At 43.2% G+C, this 20168-nt stretch carries 14 protein-coding genes; all 14 read right to left on the reverse strand.

Going from position 1 to position 20168, the window contains the following annotated elements:
* Nucleotides 1–90 precede the first annotated feature (90 nt).
* The 14 genes from der to fdx all read right to left on the reverse strand — a co-directional run bounded on the left by der (nt 91) and on the right by fdx (nt 20167).
* The gene (gene der / locus PR809_RS10935; protein ID WP_102137556.1) at nt 91–1569 is read right to left on the reverse strand and encodes a ribosome biogenesis GTPase Der; all 1479 of its coding nucleotides are present in this window, start codon (nt 1567–1569) and stop codon (nt 91–93) included.
* Between the two features lie 130 nt (nt 1570–1699).
* Entirely contained in the window at nt 1700–2872 is a 1173-nt protein-coding gene (bamB, locus tag PR809_RS10940) for an outer membrane protein assembly factor BamB (RefSeq protein WP_166267522.1), read from the reverse strand.
* 20 nt (nt 2873–2892) lie between these two features.
* Nucleotides 2893–3516, reverse strand: coding sequence for a YfgM family protein (locus PR809_RS10945; protein ID WP_102137554.1), 624 nt, complete (start codon nt 3514–3516; stop codon nt 2893–2895).
* A 10-nt stretch (nt 3517–3526) separates the two neighbouring features.
* Nucleotides 3527–4804 carry a histidine--tRNA ligase gene (gene hisS / locus PR809_RS10950; RefSeq protein WP_102137553.1) on the reverse strand — a complete coding sequence of 426 codons (1278 nt, stop codon included), beginning with the start codon at nt 4802–4804 and terminating at the stop codon, nt 3527–3529.
* 219 nt (nt 4805–5023) lie between these two features.
* Nucleotides 5024–6142 (reverse strand): flavodoxin-dependent (E)-4-hydroxy-3-methylbut-2-enyl-diphosphate synthase, encoded by a 1119-nt coding sequence (gene ispG / locus PR809_RS10955; protein WP_004264895.1) that lies wholly within the window; start codon nt 6140–6142, stop codon nt 5024–5026.
* Nucleotides 6143–6315: 173 nt separating this feature from the next.
* Nucleotides 6316–7260: a cytoskeleton protein RodZ gene (gene rodZ, locus PR809_RS10960; RefSeq protein WP_102137552.1), complete on the reverse strand. Its 945-nt coding sequence runs from the start codon at nt 7258–7260 to the stop codon at nt 6316–6318.
* A 202-nt stretch (nt 7261–7462) separates the two neighbouring features.
* Complete coding sequence (locus tag PR809_RS10965) at nt 7463–8644, reverse strand: bifunctional tRNA (adenosine(37)-C2)-methyltransferase TrmG/ribosomal RNA large subunit methyltransferase RlmN (RefSeq protein ID WP_206276577.1); 1182 nt, start codon at nt 8642–8644, stop codon at nt 7463–7465.
* Between the two features lie 161 nt (nt 8645–8805).
* Nucleotides 8806–9231, reverse strand: coding sequence for a nucleoside-diphosphate kinase (gene ndk, locus PR809_RS10970; protein WP_004264899.1), 426 nt, complete (start codon nt 9229–9231; stop codon nt 8806–8808).
* Nucleotides 9232–9508: 277 nt separating this feature from the next.
* On the reverse strand, nt 9509–11830 hold the full coding sequence (pbpC, locus tag PR809_RS10975; protein ID WP_166267528.1) for a peptidoglycan glycosyltransferase PbpC: 2322 nt from the start codon (nt 11828–11830) through the stop codon (nt 9509–9511).
* 73 nt (nt 11831–11903) lie between these two features.
* Nucleotides 11904–16943, reverse strand: coding sequence for an alpha-2-macroglobulin family protein (locus tag PR809_RS10980; protein WP_206276576.1), 5040 nt, complete (start codon nt 16941–16943; stop codon nt 11904–11906).
* A gap of 315 nt (nt 16944–17258) precedes the next feature.
* Entirely contained in the window at nt 17259–17711 is a 453-nt protein-coding gene (locus tag PR809_RS10985) for an enhanced serine sensitivity protein SseB C-terminal domain-containing protein (RefSeq protein ID WP_102137549.1), read from the reverse strand.
* A gap of 112 nt (nt 17712–17823) precedes the next feature.
* A complete protein-coding gene (gene pepB / locus PR809_RS10990) occupies nt 17824–19119 on the reverse strand; it encodes an aminopeptidase PepB (protein ID WP_166267532.1) in 1296 nt (431 codons plus the stop codon).
* 173 nt (nt 19120–19292) lie between these two features.
* Nucleotides 19293–19493, reverse strand: coding sequence for a Fe-S cluster assembly protein IscX (gene iscX, locus PR809_RS10995; RefSeq protein ID WP_166267534.1), 201 nt, complete (start codon nt 19491–19493; stop codon nt 19293–19295).
* Between the two features lie 338 nt (nt 19494–19831).
* Complete coding sequence (fdx, locus tag PR809_RS11000) at nt 19832–20167, reverse strand: ISC system 2Fe-2S type ferredoxin (protein WP_004912660.1); 336 nt, start codon at nt 20165–20167, stop codon at nt 19832–19834.
* Between the last annotated feature and the right edge of the window lies 1 nt (nt 20168).

The following is a 20168-nucleotide window of genomic DNA, read 5'->3' on the forward strand; positions in this document are numbered from 1 at the left end:
AGATAATATTAAAAAGCCGTAACAGAATAATTTTGTTACGGCTTTGTCTGTTCAATAGGGTTAATTAAACCTTCATTAACGCCTTACTGACTAACGCTTTTTCAAATGCTGCATTAAACGCTTACGCTTACGTAGCTGGGTTGCCGTTAACTTATTTTTCTTATCTGCATAAGGGTTTTCACCCTCTTTAAACAGAATTCGAATTGGCGTTCCCATCACTTGTAATGAACGACGGAAGTAATTCATCAAATAACGTTTATAGCTATCTGGTAAATCGGAAACTTGGTTACCGTGGATCACCACAATCGGTGGGTTGTGTCCTCCGGCATGGGCATATTTCATTTTAACACGGCGACCACGGATAAGCGGTGGTTGGTGCTCATCTTCTGCCATCTTCATAATGCGTGTTAATAATGCCGTTCCGACTCGACGAGTTGCTGATTCGTAAGCTTCTTGCACTGATTCAAATAGATTCCCCACTCCACTACCATGCAGTGCAGAAATAAAGTGAATACGTGCGAAATCAACAAAGCCAAGACGCAGTTCAAGCATGTCTTTTACGTGTTCGCGGTCTTCTGGCTTCATACCGTCCCATTTATTGACCGCAATCACCAATGAGCGCCCCGCATTGAGGATAAAACCAAGTAAAGATAAATCTTGGTCTGAGATACCTTCGCGTGCATCAATGACTAATAATACAACGTTCGCATCTTCAATCGCTTGTAACGTTTTAATTACAGAGAATTTTTCGACTGTTTCAGTGACTTTGCCACGTTTACGAACACCTGCGGTGTCAATCAGGATATATTCACGCTCATCGCGTTCCATTGGAATGTAAATGCTGTCACGGGTTGTCCCGGGCATATCAAACACAATAACCCTATCTTCACCTAATATACGGTTGGTTAATGTGGATTTACCTACATTCGGGCGACCAACAATGGCTAATTTAATCGGTAGTGTTGTTGGGTCAAAGTCATCTTCTTCGTCTTCATCAAGCTCACCTTGAGCTTCTAACTCAGCCCAATAAGCCGCATTTTCTTCTTCTTCGGTCAGCTCAACCTCTTCTTCGTCTTCACCAATAAAAGGTTTTAACGATTGTTCGATTAACTGAGTGACACCACGGCCGTGTGATGCTGCGATAGGATGAATTTCCCCTAAGCCAAGAGAGTAAAAATCCCCGATTGCCGTTGTAACATCGATGCCATCTGTTTTGTTCGCGACTAAATATGTTTTTTTCTTGCGACTACGAAGATGTTTGGCAATACCTTCATCTGCAGGCATTAACCCAGATCTTGCATCAACCATAAACAGAACAATATCGGCCTCTTCAATGGCTTGCAAGGACTGTGCGGCCATGTGCGTTTCTACGCCTTCCTCAGTCCCATCGATACCACCCGTGTCGATAATAATGAATTCATGCCCTTCAACTTCAGCACGACCATATTTGCGATCACGAGTCAGACCGGGAAAGTCCGCTACTAATGCGTCACGGGTACGGGTTAAACGGTTAAATAACGTGGATTTTCCTACGTTTGGACGCCCTACCAGCGCTACGACGGGTATCATTCTTAGATGCCTCACAACTTTTATTAACTTAAGGAATTCTGAGGCTTTAACTCAGAAAACAAAAAAACGAAACGGCTCCTGTCTTCAGGAACCGTTGATTTTATCGATAAATTGGCGGTTTGTCAGAAAATTAACGTGTTAACAGGTAAACTGTTCCGTTTTTTGTCTGAACCATTAGCTTATCACTCGCAACAACTGGGCGACTGTGAATACCTGAGCTGTTTAATTTGTTTTGTGCAACAAACCCACCCGTATTCATGTCTAACCAATGCAGATAACCTTCTTTATCACCGACAACAAGATAGCCATTATACATTTCTGGCGCAGATAACCCACGATTTAACAGGTCTTCCTGCGTCCATAGCGTCACACCGTCGCTTTTACGAACAGATAATACGCGATCACTTTGGTCAACGAGATACAGGTTTTCACCTGACATCACCATATCATTGATTGAGCCCAGCTCACGTTTCCACAGAATTTGACCTGAGCGCATATCCAGTGCTGCCAATGTGCCATTATAAGCAATCGCATACACTTTACCGTCATCAATAATTGGTGTCATGTCGACATCATTTAAGCGGCCGATTTCTGTCGAACTTGTCACTTGCGAAATACGTTGTTGCCAAATTAATTGACCTTGAGACAACAGCACCGCACTGACACGGCCGTTGTCCCCACCGACAATCGCAGCACCAAAAGCAACCGCAGGCGCAGATTCACCACGTAATGACAACGATGGGGTATCCATGTTAACGGTCCATTTGATTTCACCGCTATTGACGTCTAAAGCTTGCAGTTGGCCATTACTGGTATGAATAATAACAAAATCATTACTCACTACCGGTTTAGAAAGGGCTTCACCGGCAACTTCGACATCCCAAACAACTTGGCCATCTTCTTTGTTCAGCGCAATAACGGTTCCGCGCTCTGTACCCACAAAGATTTTGTCGCCATCGACGGTTAAACCGCCTGACAATAACGCAGACAAGTTAGCAGAAAGAAAACCTGTTCGTTTAGATAAATCGACTGACCAGAGCTCTTTACCGCTATCGAGTTCAAAAGCTTTAACTAAACCTTTACGGTCTGCTGCATAAACCGCTGAACCATCCCAAACAGGTGATAATTCAGAATAAAATTGTTCAACACCATTTCCGACAGATTTATCCCAAACAATTGATGGGCTGAATTGATTTTCAACCTGTGGAAGTGGCGCCATGATAATAGAATCAGTTTCGCTGGAACAACCGGCAAGTAAAGCTGAAGCGACTAGGCCAACTAAAAGTGTTTTGCGCAACTGCATGTTTGTCGTTTCCTTTCTTCTTATGAATTAGATACGTTGTTCAACTTCAGAGTCAAAATACCTCTAATAGATTGAGAGCCTTCACTTTCTAACCCCTGAGCGTAAGCCGCTTTTGCACCTGCTTTATCGCCCTTGTGGAGTAAAGCATCACCACGGACATCCTGTGCCGTTGCTTGCCATGACTTACTTTTAATATTTGCAACTGATGCTATCGCACCGTCCGCATTACCTTGAGCCAATTGAACTCGCGCTAAACGCAGGTTAATTAAATCTTGCATATCCGCGGTTTTTGCCTTCGCTAGTGCATTGGTCAAAGCAGTTTGTGCGTTAGCCAAATCACCTTTATCCACAGCGATTTGCGCAAGCTCTAAGCCCATCATCGCACTGTATACATCGTCAGTTTCAGCTGCGAATTTTTGCGCTGCAACAATACTTTGTTCTGAACCTGAACGTAACTGAGTGTTTACTGCTTCAAACTTTTGAGCGCTTTCTTGCAGTACATTGGTTTTATGTGATTGCCAGTAGTTCCAACCAAATACACCACCCACACCAATTACGAGGCCAACAACTAATGCCACGCCATTATTCGCAAAGAAGCGTTTAATCGCATCGACTTGATCATTTTCGTTTGTATAGACTTCCACTTGTCTCTCCTTAACCTAATAACTCGGCGATGCGTGACGCCATAAGTTGCTGCGAAATGGTTTCTTGTACGCCTGTGCGTAAATCTTTCAATGTGACTTGGTTATTTTGAATTTCATCTTCCCCCAAGATCAGGGCAATTTTAGCGCCTTGTTTATCCGCTCTTGCTAACTGTTTCTTGAAGTTACCACCACCGTGGTTAGTCATTAACCGCAGTGTCGGTAGTGCATCACGCACTTTTTCGGCCACTAATATCGCTGCTTGCTGGCTATTTTCGCCAAATGAAGCAAGATAAACATCAGCCACTGAAGCATCCGCTGTAAATTCAGGATTCACTTCTTGGACTAATAACACCATGCGTTCCATACCCATGGCAAAACCCACCGCAGGTGTTGCACGACCGCCTAATTGTTCAACTAAGCCATCATAACGGCCACCCGCGCAAACTGTACCCTGTGAGCCTAACGCTGTTGTTACCCATTCAAAAACAGTGCGGTTATAGTAGTCAAGACCACGAACTAAACGCTGATTAACACGGTATTGAACGCCAGCGGCTTCTAACAGCTTGCATAAGCCATCAAAGTGCTCACGTGATTCGACATCAAGGTAATCAAACAGTTCAGGTGCATCATTCAATAAAGTCTGAACGTCTTGATTTTTGGAGTCCAAAACACGCAGAGGATTTGTGTACATCCGGCGTTTGCAATCTTCATCCAGCTTGTCTTTATGCTGTTCTAAGAAAGCAACTAAGGCCTCACGGTAATTAGCACGCGCTTCTAATGAGCCAATCGAATTCAGCTCTAATGTCACATGCTCACTAATACCTAATGCTTTCCACCAGCGCGCTGTCATTAAGATGACTTCCGCATCAATGTCAGGACCCGCAAGACCAAACACTTCAGCACCTAATTGGTGAAATTGACGGTAACGGCCTTTTTGTGGGCGCTCATAACGGAACATTGGCCCTAAATACCACAAACGCTGTTCCTGATTGTACAGCAAACCATGCTCAATACCGGCACGGACACAACCTGCGGTATTTTCAGGGCGTAATGTCAGACTTTCATCATTACGGTCATTGAAAGTGTACATTTCTTTTTCAACGACATCCGTCACTTCACCTATCGCTCTGCGAAATAGCGGGGTCTGCTCTACAATCGGGGTACGAATTTCACTAAAACCATAACCCTGTAAAATATTTTTTAATGTTGCTTCGATTTTCTGCCATACACGCGTGTCAGCTGGTAAGTAATCATTCATGCCGCGAATGGCTTGGATATTTTTTCCCACTTTATTTCTCTATTTTCAGAATTACATAAGTTTGATTATAAGAGCGAAATATCATCTGGTTCAATCAACAAACACCAATTACTGATACTAATCGGGATTTATCTGTCAATTTGTACGGTGAGCGACCGATTTTAGAAAAAAATGCGGATAATTGATATAGCGTTTGTTCTAAATATGCCAAACGACACTATGAATCGTTTGGCACTAGATTAGACAAAATTAATCTTTTAAATTGACTTCAATCCGCTTGCTTTCATCCATCATCGCTGCTTTGGCTCGAATTTTAGCTTCTAACTGGTCGATAATGTTGTCATTATCAAAGCGCTCTTTTTGACGTTTACCGTCTTCATAGAAACCACTCTTGGTTTTTGCGCCTGCAACACCTAGCGTGGACACTTCCGCTTCACCGGGACCATTGACCACACAACCAATAATCGACACATCCATTGGTGTAATTATATCTTCTAAGCGCTGTTCTAACTCATTCACCGTGCCTATCACATCAAACTCTTGCCGTGAACAAGTTGGACAAGCAATAAAATTAATACCACGTGAACGAATACGCAGTGATTTTAAGATATCAAAACCGACTTTAACTTCTTCAACCGGGTCCGCCGCTAAAGAAATACGCAAGGTATCACCAATACCCTCGGACAGTAGCATTCCTAAGCCAATTGCCGATTTTACTGAACCTGCACGTGCACCACCGGCCTCGGTGATCCCTAAATGCAGTGGTTGATCGATTTTATTCGCTAATAAACGGTAGGAGCCGACAGCGAGAAACACATCTGATGCTTTTACACTGACTTTAAACTGGTCGAAATTCAGTCTATCTAAGATATCCACATGGCGCATTGCTGACTCAACTAAGGCTTCAGGTGTCGGTTCGCCATACTTCTCTTGAATATCTTTTTCAAGGGAACCACCATTGACCCCAATGCGAATAGGAATATTGTAATGGCGTGCACAATCAACCACTTGGCGAATTCTTTCTTCGCTACCAATATTACCTGGGTTAATACGCAAGCAATCAACACCGTATTCGGCCACTTTTAATGCAATACGATAGTCAAAATGGATATCAGCCACCAGAGGAACACTAACTTGCTGTTTAATCAACTTAAACGCTTCTGCCGCATCCATCGTAGGAACAGAAACGCGAACAATATCCACACCAACACGCTCAAGTGATTTAATTTGGCGGACAGTAGCTTCGACATCAGTTGTGCGGGTATTGGTCATTGATTGGACAGCGATAGGTGCGCCATCGCCTACTGGTACGCTGCCTACATTAATACGAGTGGATTTACGTCTTTTTATCGGTGATTCATTATGCATTTTTGTTTAATTCTCCGAACGTCCATGTGCTCTTTGTTACCGTGGTACTCTTTGCTACCGAGGTATAGTTTTAACGATTATTTTTATACGCTCAACTATACACAAGAAAGCAAACCATAGCCTATCAAAAAAGATGTTTTCGGATATAGTTTGCTTCTTTTTGTCTTTCTAATTTAGGCTTCAGGTAACTTCAATTTTGCCGGACGTTTCGCTTTGATGAAGCGGCTTAAATCAACGGCATTACCTTGGAACTGTACAGTGACATTTGCCGGTGCACCGATGTTCAGACGATAAGGCTGCGGGCCATCAAGCTCCAGCTTATCGCCATTATTTTTGGTGCCACTGAATAAGATTTTATTATTCGCGTCACGAATTTCTAACCAGCACTGGCCAGTAAAGTTTAAGACCAAAGCTTGGCTGCTAACAGCAACAGGGTCAGTCGTTTCTGTGTTTTGTGTTCTATCTAATGCAACAGAAGATTGCGGTGCATTAGGTAATGGAATGGTTCTGACAGGCTCGGTAATCGGGTCTGTGGTTAATACAGGCTCTTGAACTTGTAATTCAAGCGCATTTTCCTGTGCGGCAGGGGCAGTGTCAGTTGAGACAATTTCTGTTGAAGTCGACAATTCAACCGGCGTTGTGCTGTTATTTTGCTGAGACAAAATCAAATCATTTTGATTTGCAATTGAAACTAGCTCATTTTTCTGTGCGTTATGATCTTGCCACCACCACACACCAACCATTGCAATCAGCACAATCACAATCAACCACGTCAGTTTCATTAGCCAACCTTCACGCTTTTTACGTTTTTTCCCTAAAGAATAGCTTTGCATAGGAGAAACTTTGGCTAATGTGACAGGTTCTTCCGTTTTCAAATACGTTTTTAATTCGTTTTCTGATATGCCGACCATTCGAGCATAAAGGCGAATATAACCACGTAAAAATGTCGGTTCTACACCAGCGGGAGCAATATCTTGTTCTATCTCTTTTACCGTACTGATTTTAAGGCATAATCGTTCTGCAACAATATCTTGGGTTAGCCCCATGCGCTCACGTGCTTGCGTCAATAATTGTCCGACTGTCGTCGTAGTCTGTTCGGTATTATTTTCGATAGTCATTTGCTGGCAACACTATTTCCAAGTTTAAAATATATAAAGCAAACATTGAGCAGCTTTATTCGTCAATAATTTATCATCATGTTGAAACAACAATTAAATTTTTCTTATTGCTTCTACTATTGTAGGTTAACAAGGGCGTTTTGCCTAACTCTAAAACGCCCTAAATCATAACCTAATTCACTAATTCAAACATATTTATAAATCAGACTGTTTTTACCTTAATAGGTTCCCCTGCTAAGCGTTTTTTCAACGTTCGCTTCGTTCTGTCAATCACGTCACCAGCAAGTTGCCCACAGGCAGCGTCAATATCATCACCGCGTGTTTTGCGCACTATCGTGGTAAAACCATAGCCCATCAACACTTTACAGAAGCGGTCGATACGACTATTCGAACTTCTACCGTAAGGGGCCCCTGGGAACGGGTTCCACGGGATTAAGTTAATTTTACTTGGTGTGTTTTTTAAACATTCTGCTAATTGATGAGCTTGCTCAACACTGTCGTTCACGTGATCTAACATCACATACTCTACAGTTACTCGTCCTGCATTCGCATTAGATTTGGTTAAATAACGATTCACGCTGTTGAGGAAAGTTTCAATATTGTATTTTTTATTAATTGGAACAATATCGTCGCGAATATCGTCTGTTGGTGCATGTAGTGAAATCGCTAATGCAACGTCAATCATATCCCCTAGTTTATCTAATGCAGGTACAACCCCCGAAGTGGAAATCGTGACACGGCGCTTAGATAAACCAAAACCGAAGTCATCTAACATAATCTCCATTGCAGGGACGACATTATTCAAATTCAGTAATGGTTCGCCCATTCCCATCATTACGACGTTAGTAATTGGACGACGTCCGCTGGATTTCAGTGAACCAATAATTTTTGCAGCTCGCCAAACCTGGCCAATGATTTCGGAAACACGTAAGTTACGGTTGAAACCTTGCTGTGCCGTAGAGCAGAATTTACATTCCAGTGCACAACCGACCTGTGAAGAGACACACAGTGTTGCCCGATCTGCTTCTGGGATATAGACGGTTTCAACCAGTTGGTCACCCACTTTGATGGCCCACTTGATGGTGCCATCTGATGAACGTTGTTCATCAGCGACTTCCGGTGCACGGATTTCTGCAACTTCTTTCAGTTTTGCTCTAAGGACTTTATTAATATCGGTCATTTGGTCAAAATCATCATAGCAATAATGATAAATCCATTTCATGACCTGATCAGCGCGGAACGGTTTTTCACCCATTTGAGCAAAAAAATCGCGCATTTGTTTGCGGTTTAAATCGAGTAAATTGGTTTTTTGGTTCGTTTTTTCTGGTGTGACAGAAATAGCGGAAGAAGTTGCACATTGTGCATCTGTCGTCATATCAGACATGGTGTATTGCCTCGTTGTTACACTTTCGGCAGTGCTAGTAATGAGTATAGCACGACGTAATTTTTGCAGTCTTAAAAATATAATCGCCCCGCTAATCATAGCAGGGCGTCGCATTGTACAAACTTTATAACAATAATGCTAATGCATTAGTTAAAGAAGTCTTAGCGTGGGCAGATTTCATCCGCAGTGAAGAAATATGCGATTTCACGTGCCGCAGATTCTTCAGAGTCTGAACCGTGAGTTGCGTTTTCAGTGAAGCTGTCTGCGTAGTCTGCGCGTAAAGTACCCGCTAATGCGTTATCTGGGTTAGTTGCGCCCATCAGGTCACGGTGACGTTGGATTGCATTTTCACCTTCTAACACTTGCAGCATGATAGGGCCTGAAGTCATAAATTCAACCAGACCTTCAAAGAAAGGACGGCCTTTGTGTTCAGCGTAGAAGCCTTCAGCTTGCTCACGAGTCAAATGCATCATTTTAGCAGCGATAATAGTGAAACCGGCGCTTTCAAAACGGTTGTAGATTGCACCAATAACGTTTTTCTTCACAGCGTTTGGTTTAATAATAGAAAATGTACGTTGAACAGTCATAAATAACCTCTTAGCGATTCATTAGGCCTTTATTCTTTATTCTTCCCTGTAACTTAGGATGTAAGAACTTAAAATAGGCATGTTGTAGTTTTTTATATTATTTCTAATTCTATTGTTAGACCTTTAGACTTCAAAGGCAACCCTATCTAGGAAAAAGAAAAATAAGGCGATGATTATAGGGGCTCTGATTACAATTTCCTACAGTCACAACAACATTTTGTTAAACTTTTTATAGCAAAAAACACTATTTTTTCGGGTAAGTCACGTTTTTCATCTATTACTTCACTCTAAAGCTTATTGCCGTTACTTGGCCGCTTAAATCTAATACTGAAATTTGGTAGCTTCCACTTTTATCGAGTGTTAGCAAAATAGAACCGTTTTGCTCGGTTGTATTCACTTGTTCTCCGTTTAAAAACCACCATTTCTGCCCTTGCCCACCCTGTGTGACTAAACGCAAGTCTAAGCTAGTTTTACCAGGTAAACGCTGTAATACTTCACCATCACGTATACCAGAAATCAATAATGGCGGCATTTCTAACTTCATAGGAGGACAAACTGAATCCGCTTTAGGTAACCGATTTTCCCGTTTTTCACTGTTTGGTAACCATGACTCCACCGTAATTGGCCATAAATGCACTTCTTTTTCTTGGGCATTCGGGCAATCAGCCGCAACTTGGAGCCCTTTCTCATTGACCCAAATTTTTTGCCTTAATCCTAATAACGACTCTTGGTCTCGCGCCATTAAAGTCGGTGGGATCGTATTATCCAAGATCCAGCTAAGACGCCTTTGGCGGCAATTATTGTCATCTTTCAGCAATGCTGTGCCACCCGGCCAGCAAATCACCGCTTGGCTTACACTGGCAGGTTTCACATCTTTTGGTAACGGCTCATGTGATTGGTAAATTTTGCTCAGTAACATGCCATTTATTTGATTCATAATAGGGATCGCTGTGGCGAAACCTAACTGCCCTGCAACAGGCGTGGCATCAGGCCGCCCAACCCAAACACCGATGGTATAACGTGGATTAACACCAATCGCCCACGCATCACGATAACCATAGCTGGTCCCTGTTTTCCATGCCAAATTTATTTGCCCTGATAAATTAGGATCCGGTACAGGACGAGCTTCCCCACCCATAATTCGGCGCACTATCCATGCTGCGCCCGGTGACATCAGCGCTCTATCACGAATTTCATCGGTGGGTTTAAAGCGCAGCGGTGACACATTACCTTTTCGCGCAAATGCGCTGTAAGCGGAAACCAAATCTTCCATCCGTGTAGCTGTCCCGCCTAAAATTAGCGACAAATTTGGCTCGCTGCCTAACGGAAAGCGCAGTTCAGTCCCAACATTGCGGAGTTGAGCCGTAAATCGTTTACTGCCATACACATCTAACAACTGCACTACGGGTAAATTCAATGAGCGAACTAATGCATCGCTGACACTCACAGGGCCATTAAAACCACTGTCAAAGTTACCGGGACGATAATCATTAAAGCGCCGCGGAACATCTTGTAATAACGATTCCGCGTGGATGAGCCCATCATCCATCGCTAATGCATATAAAAATGGTTTTAACGTTGAGCCGGGGGAGCGCCAAGCGCTTACCATATCGACATGCCCAAAACGGCTATCATCTTGGAAATCAATGGAGCCAATATACGCTTTCACGGCCATATCCGTATGATCGACCACCAAAATCCCCAGTGACGTTTGTTTTGGCAGTTGGTTTTTCCAATTCATTGCCATATCTTCCAGCTGCCTTTGTAAGCTGGCATCGATAGTGGTTTCAATGATGGACTCTTGCGTCCCCTTGGTCACCCGCCTTGCCAGCAAGGGGGCTGAATGTGGATTCTTTCGCGGTGCTAACCAAATCTGTTCTTGTTTAATATCAGTAACTTTTTCAGGGCTCCAGACCTGGTATTCCTCTAACCGGTCTAACACCTTATCACGAGCGGCTTGTGCTCTTTCTGGATAACGGTCTGGCCTTAAGCGGCTAGGGGCTTGGGGTAAAACAGCAAAGAGAGCCGCTTCACTCGCTGTCAATTTTGCCGGTGACTTATTCAAATATACCCAGCTAGCGGCGCCAATCCCTTCAATCGTTCCGCCATACGGAGCGCGGTTTAAATACATCTCTAAAATTTCATCTTTTGAATAGTGGTACTCAAGCTGAGCCGTACGCCAAAGTTGTTTTAGCTTACCACCCAATGTTCTTTCATGGGGGTCAATTAACCGCGCAACTTGCATCGAAATGGTACTACCGCCTGACACAATGCGCCCCGAACTCACAAACTGCCCCGCAGCCCTAACTAGCGAAAACGGGTTTACCCCCGGATGGCGATAAAAATGGCGATCTTCATAGGTTAATAACGCTTCGATAAAATCAGGAGAAACCTCCTCGAGTGTAACCGGAAAGCGCCAAATACCCTCTTTGTCTGCAAAGCGCCACAATGGTGTGCCATCCGCTGCAACCACGGTTCGTGCCATTTCAATTTGCTTAATCGGCAACGGCCAGATTTTATCAGCCGCTAGAAAAGCCAGTGGCAAAATAATGACCAACAGAACCAGTGTAATGCCTGTGCGGCGTAACCATTTTTTCATTGATGGGAGTACCGAAAATAAATTAAAAGAGCCCTTATATCTTGAGTATTAATATAAGGGCTTTAAGAGGAGATTAACGAACGATTTCTAATTGGCCATCAGAATAGCCAGTCGCACGCCAGTCAGGGACATACATTGATTCAACTTGTGGTACTGGAATGCTATACACACCCGGTGTCACTGCCCGCGCTAAGTAGACTAATGTCGTTGGTCGATATTGCTGTACTTCAACGGCAGCCACAAAACGGTCATCACGGTATTCCATATGGCGAATTTGTGATTGTTGCATATCATCAATCAGTTCTTGCAGGTTCGGTGCAGATTCACTCAAATTAGCGCTACTGTTCGCTAAATTTTGGTTTTCTAGTTCTAAGCCCGCAGGCAGCAAGTCAACCACTAGCGCATCTGGCACACTTTGGGATGCCTGAACTTCCAGCTTAACCACCACCATTTCACCGCTTCTTAGTCTATCTAATGAAATGCGATTGCCTTTCATATCATAGTAACTACGAGTGATTCCTAATACGTTCGAACTTGGTTTCGGTGAATGTTGCGGATACCCCACTACGTTTAAGCGTGTATACAGGGTATTGGTTCCACTGTTTTCGATGCTATAGCCTGTTTCTAATTGACCTTTGCTCAGGAACTCACTCACAGGTTTATCTGAAACCATCGGAGGTTCTTGGCCATTAATCGTTGCTTTCCATGGGGCTTCACTTTCATTTAAGTAGAAACGGCCCGCTAAGTACAACGCGTTGCTCTCTTGTGTCGAGAAATAACGTTGAGAAGTCAAATTATTAGACAAAGTTTGCAGTTTTTGGTCGCGCGATTTTGGCATTAAATTATATTCATTTAACAGCGCAACAATCATCGCATCGTCACGGATCACTGAGCCGTAATCCCCGACATAACTGTAGCGATTACGCTGTTTTTTCAGCCCGTCAATCACCGCGCTCTCACCACGTGATTTATCCCCCATCAAGTTCAACGCAACGCCTAACTGAACAAGTGGTAAGCCACTCGCGGCATGATCTCTTTGGTTATAAAGTTGACGTAATGCACCTAGAGGTGCTTTTTGCTGTGACGCCAATACTAAGCCTGCATAAGCTTGGGTTGCGAAACGCGCGCCTGCCTGATTTTCCGTATAAGGATAATTGATTTGGTTGCCATCTTGTAAATAGCTCAATAAGCGCGTGTTTGCGTTACTGATAGCTTCTTGGGGAACCGTAAACCCACGCTGATTCGCTTTATTCAAGAAATCCGCTGCATATGCGGTTAACCAATACTCTTCGCGGCCGTTTCTATCCCATAACGAGAAACCGCCATCATTACGTTGCATACTTAACAAATGCGGAATACCAATTTCAATCGCTTTATGGCGGTCTGCATCCGTTTGCGTTTTAATCCCTATCTTATTCAGCTCAGCTTGAGTTGAGAATAATGATGGATATAACCCGCTGATAGTTTGCTCCAAGCAACCATATGGGTAAGCAAATAACTCTCTAATATAACGAGAAACATCTAACGGTGGACGGCTCGTTAATAGCACTTGCCCTTCAATGGTATCTGGTTGTAGGCCCGCAATCTGGTTAATTGGCAGTGCCCATGAGGTACCTGGCTCAATAGCGGTTGCAAACGAAACGGTTTCTGCCGGTTGTGCCGGACGAACGCCAACTTTCCAACTGTTGCTGTAATCTTTATTGGCTTCGCCTTGAATGTTAATGCCATTAATGGTCATCGACACTTCGCCTTCACCAAAGCCGTAGTCTGCTTTGACTGGTAAGTTAATCGTGGTGCGTTTGCCTTTCGGTAACGCTAACTCACGGCTACTGACACCATCAAGTTTCACCATTCCTGATGCCTTGAAGTTGACGGTCACATTCTGCGTGTTATCCGTCATATTGGTCAAATCAAGTGCAAAGTAAGACTTATCACCGCCAGCCATAAATCGTGGCATCGACATTTGTGTCACTAATGGTGCCGCGACAATCACTTTGCTATCTGCATGGCCGAACTCTTTTTCGTTCCATGCTTGCGCCATCACGCGGAGTTCGCCGTTAAAATCAGGGATAGCAAGGCTAATTTCACCCTCACCGTCTTTATTTAATGTGACAGGCTTAGCCTGCTCAGCAATAATTTGCACTTCAGTGAGTGGCTTCATACCACCACGCTCTAATGCCGCCTCTTCGCTGTCACCACCAAAGCGCAGGTTAGCAACCTTACCTTGGCCTTCAATTAAGTGACCATAAACGTCATATTGGTCAACACTATAGCGCTTACGGCCAAAGAAAGCGTCATACGGGTCTGGGGTTTTGAAATCCGTGATATTCAATACACCAGTATCTACCGCTGATAACAACACATTCACTTTTTCAGGTAATGGTTTTCCGTCTTGTGCGGTCGCTTTAATTTTTACCGTCAAGTCTTGATTAGGACGCATTTTGTCTGGCGTCGTTAGAGCCAACGCTATTTTACGGTTCTCATCTGCGATCGGTAAATGCAACACACCCACCGCACGTTTCACCGTGGCTTCTTTAGAGTCATCTCCTGGGCGAACCACAACTGCTGAGACGTAAAGGTCATGACGAGCCCACTCTTTATTGACTGGAATTTCAACGTCTAAGCCCTTTTCTGGCACGTCGATTTCTTCCCACCACAGTGGGCCATTACTCGACTCGAGCAATATATATCCTTTACCTGCTTTAGGGGATTCAATGCGAACTTTGGCTTTTTCACCCGGTAAGTACGCAGGTTTATTTAGGCTAAGTTTCACTTGGTCAGGGCGAACTGAACCACTTCCCCCCGTATTATCTTGCCATGAATACCCTGCCCAGAACTGGACACTCGACACGAGCTGATTTTCTGGGTTGACGACTTCTAGGCGGAATGCGCCCCAATCCACAGGGAAAGACACTTTCGCAGTCCCGTCTTTGGCGATGACAATATTTTCATTCGCCATAACGAGGTCTTTTTGGTCATAATTTGAAGACCAGCCACCACTTTCAGACCAACTCCAGTAATAATCACGGCGTTCGTACACTAAACGCGCTGTTAAGTTTTCTGCCGCCAGTTTATTACCCGCCGCATCTGCCATGACTAATTCAAACTCAGCAAGCGAGTTTTCATCTACATTATGGCGTTTGACATAACGGTCTGTGCGGTAATCATAAATTTCTTTCTTAGCAAATAATGGGCGAATACCGACCAATTTTTCCGCCGGCCAAATGGCTTGCTCAGCACGACGCGTCACTGGACGGCCACCTGCTTCAAGCAAACTTGCTTGTAAAACAGCTGAAATCGGTGAACGTGTTGAACTCCAATTACTGTTTGGAATTGAAATCACCGTTTCACCGTTGCTGTCCAGCGTTAGGTCAAACTCATCCAACTTACGTGGTAAGCCCTCCTCGTTGACAGCACCAAATTCAAAGCCCGGTAATTTTGCTACCGCTTCGCGATTGGCCTTTAACACAATTTGGCCTTGTAACTGGTTATCTGCCGCTGGCGCACCATATAAATAACGCCCTTGAATATCAAAATCCACGGATTGATCAGTTAAACGCGGCACATCGCTACCAACGATTTCTAGCGCCATACGTTCAGGCATGAAATCTTCAACATTAAATTTGTAATAACGCAGTGGCGAGCCATCACCTAAATCAAAGCGCAGTGACCAACCGCCTGTCTCTGCATTTTTAGGGATTTCAAATTGATATTGATATAGCCCATTTTGGTTTTCTTCCGGCTGCCAAACAAAGCTACGAACCACTTGCCCATCCGTTTTTAATACATCAACTTTAACTGGTTGAGTTTTAACCGGATTACCATCACCATCACGCAATAAACCATTGACCAGTAGCAATTCACCCGGACGATATAAATCACGAGGCCCAAAGGTGAAAAATTGTTTTGCGTAGCCTTCCGGCCCTGAAATGTCGAATTCAGATAAATCAAGTGCAGGCTGAGTTAAATCAATCATACTGGTTTGCCCTTCGTGGGTTGCCAGTAATAATTTTCCACCCGCTAATTTATCTAACTGGGCATGACCATCGCCATCTGTCGTGCCTTTTGTCACTAACTGGCCTTTTTCATCCAAAATACGCAGCTCAACACCTTTAATTGCGGAGCCTTTCGCTAAGGATTGGGTGAAAATGTCGACACGGTCTTGGTAACTGTGTAGTGACACACCAATATCACTCAATGTGAAGACGGTCGCAGGGAATTGATAACTATAGCTGCCTGCTTTTTGCATGATGGCCAAATATACGCCATCTTGCTGCAACTCTTTGACATCTTTGAGTGGCAGCAAAATGGTTTGGCGGGTATTTTTATCTGGGTTTAAATCAAAGCGGCCGGTATAAGCCAGCTCCACTTTGTCGAGAAACTCTTCTGAATACCAATACTCATAATTACTGCGATATTGCCACTGCGCTAAAAATTGTGGCAATTGCTTTTCATCTACACGGAAGAAATTGACGTCGACTTTATCAACGTTCAAGGCTATCACAGGTAAGCCTTGGGCGACCTTGCTCGGTAATAAGGAGCCTTTACTTGCAAAACCAACCGTTGGGATAATTTGTGCTGTGGTCAGTTTTTTCTCAAAACTGTCGGTCGTTGTACGCTCATTAACCGCTTTAATACCTGGGTTAATGGTTAAATTTAATTCTTTAGAGGGTGGAAGGTGACGGAAGCGTAGTTCCATCTGGTTATCAGACAGCTCCCAAGCTCCATCCAATTTTCCTGATTTAACATCAATAAGGTTAATAAACTGGCCGAAGTCTTGGTTGGCTTGCAATGGCACGGAGAATGTCACCACCATGGCACTTGCACCATCAAGTTGTAATTCAGATGCATCCAAAATGGTTAAATCTTTCCCTGCATATTTTTTTACCATTTCTTCAGCGGAAAGTTTCGGTGCTACTTTTTTCTGTTCTGCAACTGGCGCTGTTTTGGTTTGGTTTTCTGGCGCTGTTGTTGAAACATTTGGCTCATTTTTGGTTGTTTCATCTGCATTATCACAACCGGCCAATGCCACGACCGATGCTAACGCAAGTGCTAAATAACGTTTTTTGGTTTTTAGACCCGCCAATGAAGCCCAACTTGATTGTTGTTTCATTACCGCCCGCCCTTTAATTAGTTAAAATGTATTCTATTTTTACGGTTTTAACAGAAGGTTAAAACCACACTATATACGTTTAAATCGTTTAAAATACACACAGATAAATGCTGCTGATAGTGTTTTAATTATCAATATAATTTAACAGAATGTAATAAGAACACCTATCAGACAAAACGGAAAAAATGATGGGAGAGAAAAACAGAGAAATGAAATAATATTTTTTAAATAGTAAGCAGAATATATATTTAATTAATGACCAATATGCATTTTATGAGTGAGAAAAGTATTTTCCTCACTCTATACATGAAATTATTAGGTATTTTTTACTGGGATTGTATCTCGTAAGAAGCTACCAAGACGACGCTGATAAAAAGGTTGAACGTGTTGAGTAATAAAGTGGCTAACACCTTGCTCATTTTCATTCACCACACAAAAATCAATAGATTCGTCATCAGCTAAGAACTCACAAGCAAGTGTTCCCGCCTCATGAATAATGGTATCAATATTTTCCGCTCCTGCGGTAAATTCCAATGCTATCATTAAGATAGGCGTTTCTTGCGCGTCATCGTTCTCTATTGCGGAAACCATAAAACCGCGTCTAACCACTTTGTATTGTTTAAAAAATTCAGTCAGCGCCTCAACAATGGCTTGTGGCTGTTCTTCTAACACACTTAATTTAAGTGATGAACCTTTTGGCACGGTTAATTCAGTAAATTGGATCTCAGTTTCTTGGTTGGAACTGTTATTATTCGATTGCTGCGACATTGCCAATCCCCTGCTATTAAAAAGAATCGCTTATTATACTCGCAAATACGTCAAGATAAAAAAATAGGCACGAAAAGTCACCTTCCCGTGCCTGTTATCAATCAAACATTCGCTACTTTGATTTACTGATTAATAAGTTAGCCAATGTTCTTACACCTGTACCGGTTGCGCCCTCAGCCCATAAGCTAACAGCGGATTTACGGTAAGTTGCTGAGCAGTCAATATGTACCCAGTTTTGACGATAATTTTCAACAAAGTGCGATAAAAAGGCAGCCGCTGTACTTGCACCCGCGGTATGAGATGGCGCTGCAATGTTGTTTAAATCGGCAAAGCCTGACGGTAATTGTTGGCGATGGAATTCAGCTAATGGTAAACGCCAAAATAATTCGAACTCTGCATCTGACGCATTCATTAAGTCAGCGACTAACTTATCATCGAAGCTCAATACTGAATGGTAATCATTACCCACAGCCATTTTCGCTGCGCCTGTCAAGGTTGCTGCATCGATGATCAACGTTGGTTTTTCTTTGCTCGCATCAATCAGACCATCGGCTAGTACTAAACGACCTTCCGCATCTGTATTCATAATTTCAACGGACTTACCATTACGGTAACGAATAATATCACCCAACTTGAATGCATTGCCGCTAACCATATTGTCAGCAATACACAGGAACATTTTCACGCGTTTTTGTAAGCCACGCGAAATCGCCAATGCCAATGAACCCGCTAATGTTGCAGCACCACCCATATCCGCTTTCATTGAATTCATTGAAGAGGAAGGTTTGATGCTATAGCCACCTGAGTCAAAGGTAATACCTTTACCCACTAACGCAGCAAAAACAGGGGCATTTGGGTTCGCACCTGGGTTGTAATCTAACGCTAAAAAGACCGGTGGACGACTTGAACCGCGACCAACCGTATGAATACCGGTATAACCTTGTTCTAATAAATCATCACCTTTAATAATACGGTAACTAATGTCTTGTGCGCCCACCGTGCAGAGTAAATCAATGGCGCGTTGTGCGAGTTGCTCTGGCCCTAACTCTTCTGCCGGTGCATTAATGACATCACGTACCCAATCAATGGTACGAATACGGTTTTCTAACTCTTTACGATCCGCTTCTGGCAATACAGGCCATTCAATCGTTCTAGCCCCTTTTGGTGCACGAAAACCTTGCCAAAATGCCCAGCTTTTTTCTAAATCCCAGCCTTCGCCAGCCAAAGCAACATTGCGGATCCCTTGGCCATCTAATTTACGGCCAGCGCTTTGTACTGCACATAATTTACCTGCATGTTTCAGGTGGATTGTCATCCCTTTATCGCTAGAGCTTAACAATGCGCCTTCGCCCCAACAAGGTGCAGCTGGCTCACAAGAAATCATTACTGGCATAATTTGTTTTGTCATCGTTTTTCTCACTTTGTCTATTTTTGCAGACAGCAAAAGCCCATTTATTCTGTCAGCAGATGGCATTACCTTAACTGATAAATGCTAATAGGGATATCATTATAGTGCTGATATAAAATAAAAAACCGAGCACTATTTCTAATAGTCGCTCGGTCTTTAGAATAAATCCCTCGTTATTCGAATTCATCCAGCCAAACTAACAAAATCGCTTCTAGGATTTTTTCATTCGATTTTTGCGGATCATCATCAAATTCGTCTAAATCGCAAATCCACTGGTGCATATCGGTAAAGCGCACCGTTTTTGGATCAACATCGGGAAATGCGTCATACAGTGCCTCTCCGATTTCACGGCTATTTGACCATTTTAAACTCACGACACCCTCTCTTATCTATATCTGTCAGAGACATTTATGTACTTCATACAAGTCATTCAGTGCTCTAATTTTAGTCATGCTCTAAATAGTTTGTGTGTAGCTAGGCGGCAAATGAGCTAATTCCTAGGAGCATACACAAGTATGTGACTAGGGTTAGTGAAAGAAGCCAACAACGCTACAGCGTGAAGTATGACAATGCATAACAAGCACTTCGATTTTTTAAATAATTCACGTTGTAGCTAGGCGGCAAATGAGCTAATCCCTAGGAGCATACACAAGTATGTGACTAGGGTTAGTGAAAGAAGCCAACAACGCTACAGCGTGAAGTATGACAAAAATCAGTGTTCGCGGGCGTGATTGATAGTATAACGTGGTATCTCTACCACTAAATCCTCATCCGTCACCAGCGCCTGACAACTCAAACGGCTTTCTGGCTCTAGTCCCCATGCTTTGTCTAGCATGTCATCTTCGAGTTCACTACTTTCTTCCAGTGAGTCAAAACCTTCACGAACGATACAATGACAAGTTGTACAAGCACAGGATTTTTCACAGGCGTGCTCAAGCTCAATACCGCTGCGTAGTGCAACATTTAAAATAGATTCGCCTTCTTGTGCTTCGACAACCGCACCGTCTGGACATAAATCACTATGAGGTAAAAAAACTATTTTAGGCATA

This window comes from Providencia sp. PROV201, assembly GCF_028479545.1.
GTDB lineage: Bacteria > Pseudomonadota > Gammaproteobacteria > Enterobacterales > Enterobacteriaceae > Providencia > Providencia huaxiensis.

Coding starts and splice junctions, on each gene's coding strand:
- der (WP_102137556.1), bottom strand. CDS start 1,569: ATGATACCCGTCGTAGCGCTGGTAGGGCGTCCAAACGTAGGAAAATCC.
- bamB (WP_166267522.1), bottom strand. CDS start 2,872: ATGCAGTTGCGCAAAACACTTTTAGTTGGCCTAGTCGCTTCAGCTTTA.
- ispG (WP_004264895.1), bottom strand. CDS start 6,142: ATGCATAATGAATCACCGATAAAAAGACGTAAATCCACTCGTATTAAT.
- rodZ (WP_102137552.1), bottom strand. CDS start 7,260: ATGACTATCGAAAATAATACCGAACAGACTACGACGACAGTCGGACAA.
- PR809_RS10965 (WP_206276577.1), bottom strand. CDS start 8,644: ATGTCTGATATGACGACAGATGCACAATGTGCAACTTCTTCCGCTATT.
- ndk (WP_004264899.1), bottom strand. CDS start 9,231: ATGACTGTTCAACGTACATTTTCTATTATTAAACCAAACGCTGTGAAG.
- pbpC (WP_166267528.1), bottom strand. CDS start 11,830: ATGAAAAAATGGTTACGCCGCACAGGCATTACACTGGTTCTGTTGGTC.
- PR809_RS10980 (WP_206276576.1), bottom strand. CDS start 16,943: ATGAAACAACAATCAAGTTGGGCTTCATTGGCGGGTCTAAAAACCAAA.
- PR809_RS10985 (WP_102137549.1), bottom strand. CDS start 17,711: ATGTCGCAGCAATCGAATAATAACAGTTCCAACCAAGAAACTGAGATC.
- pepB (WP_166267532.1), bottom strand. CDS start 19,119: ATGACAAAACAAATTATGCCAGTAATGATTTCTTGTGAGCCAGCTGCA.
- fdx (WP_004912660.1), bottom strand. CDS start 20,167: ATGCCTAAAATAGTTTTTTTACCTCATAGTGATTTATGTCCAGACGGT.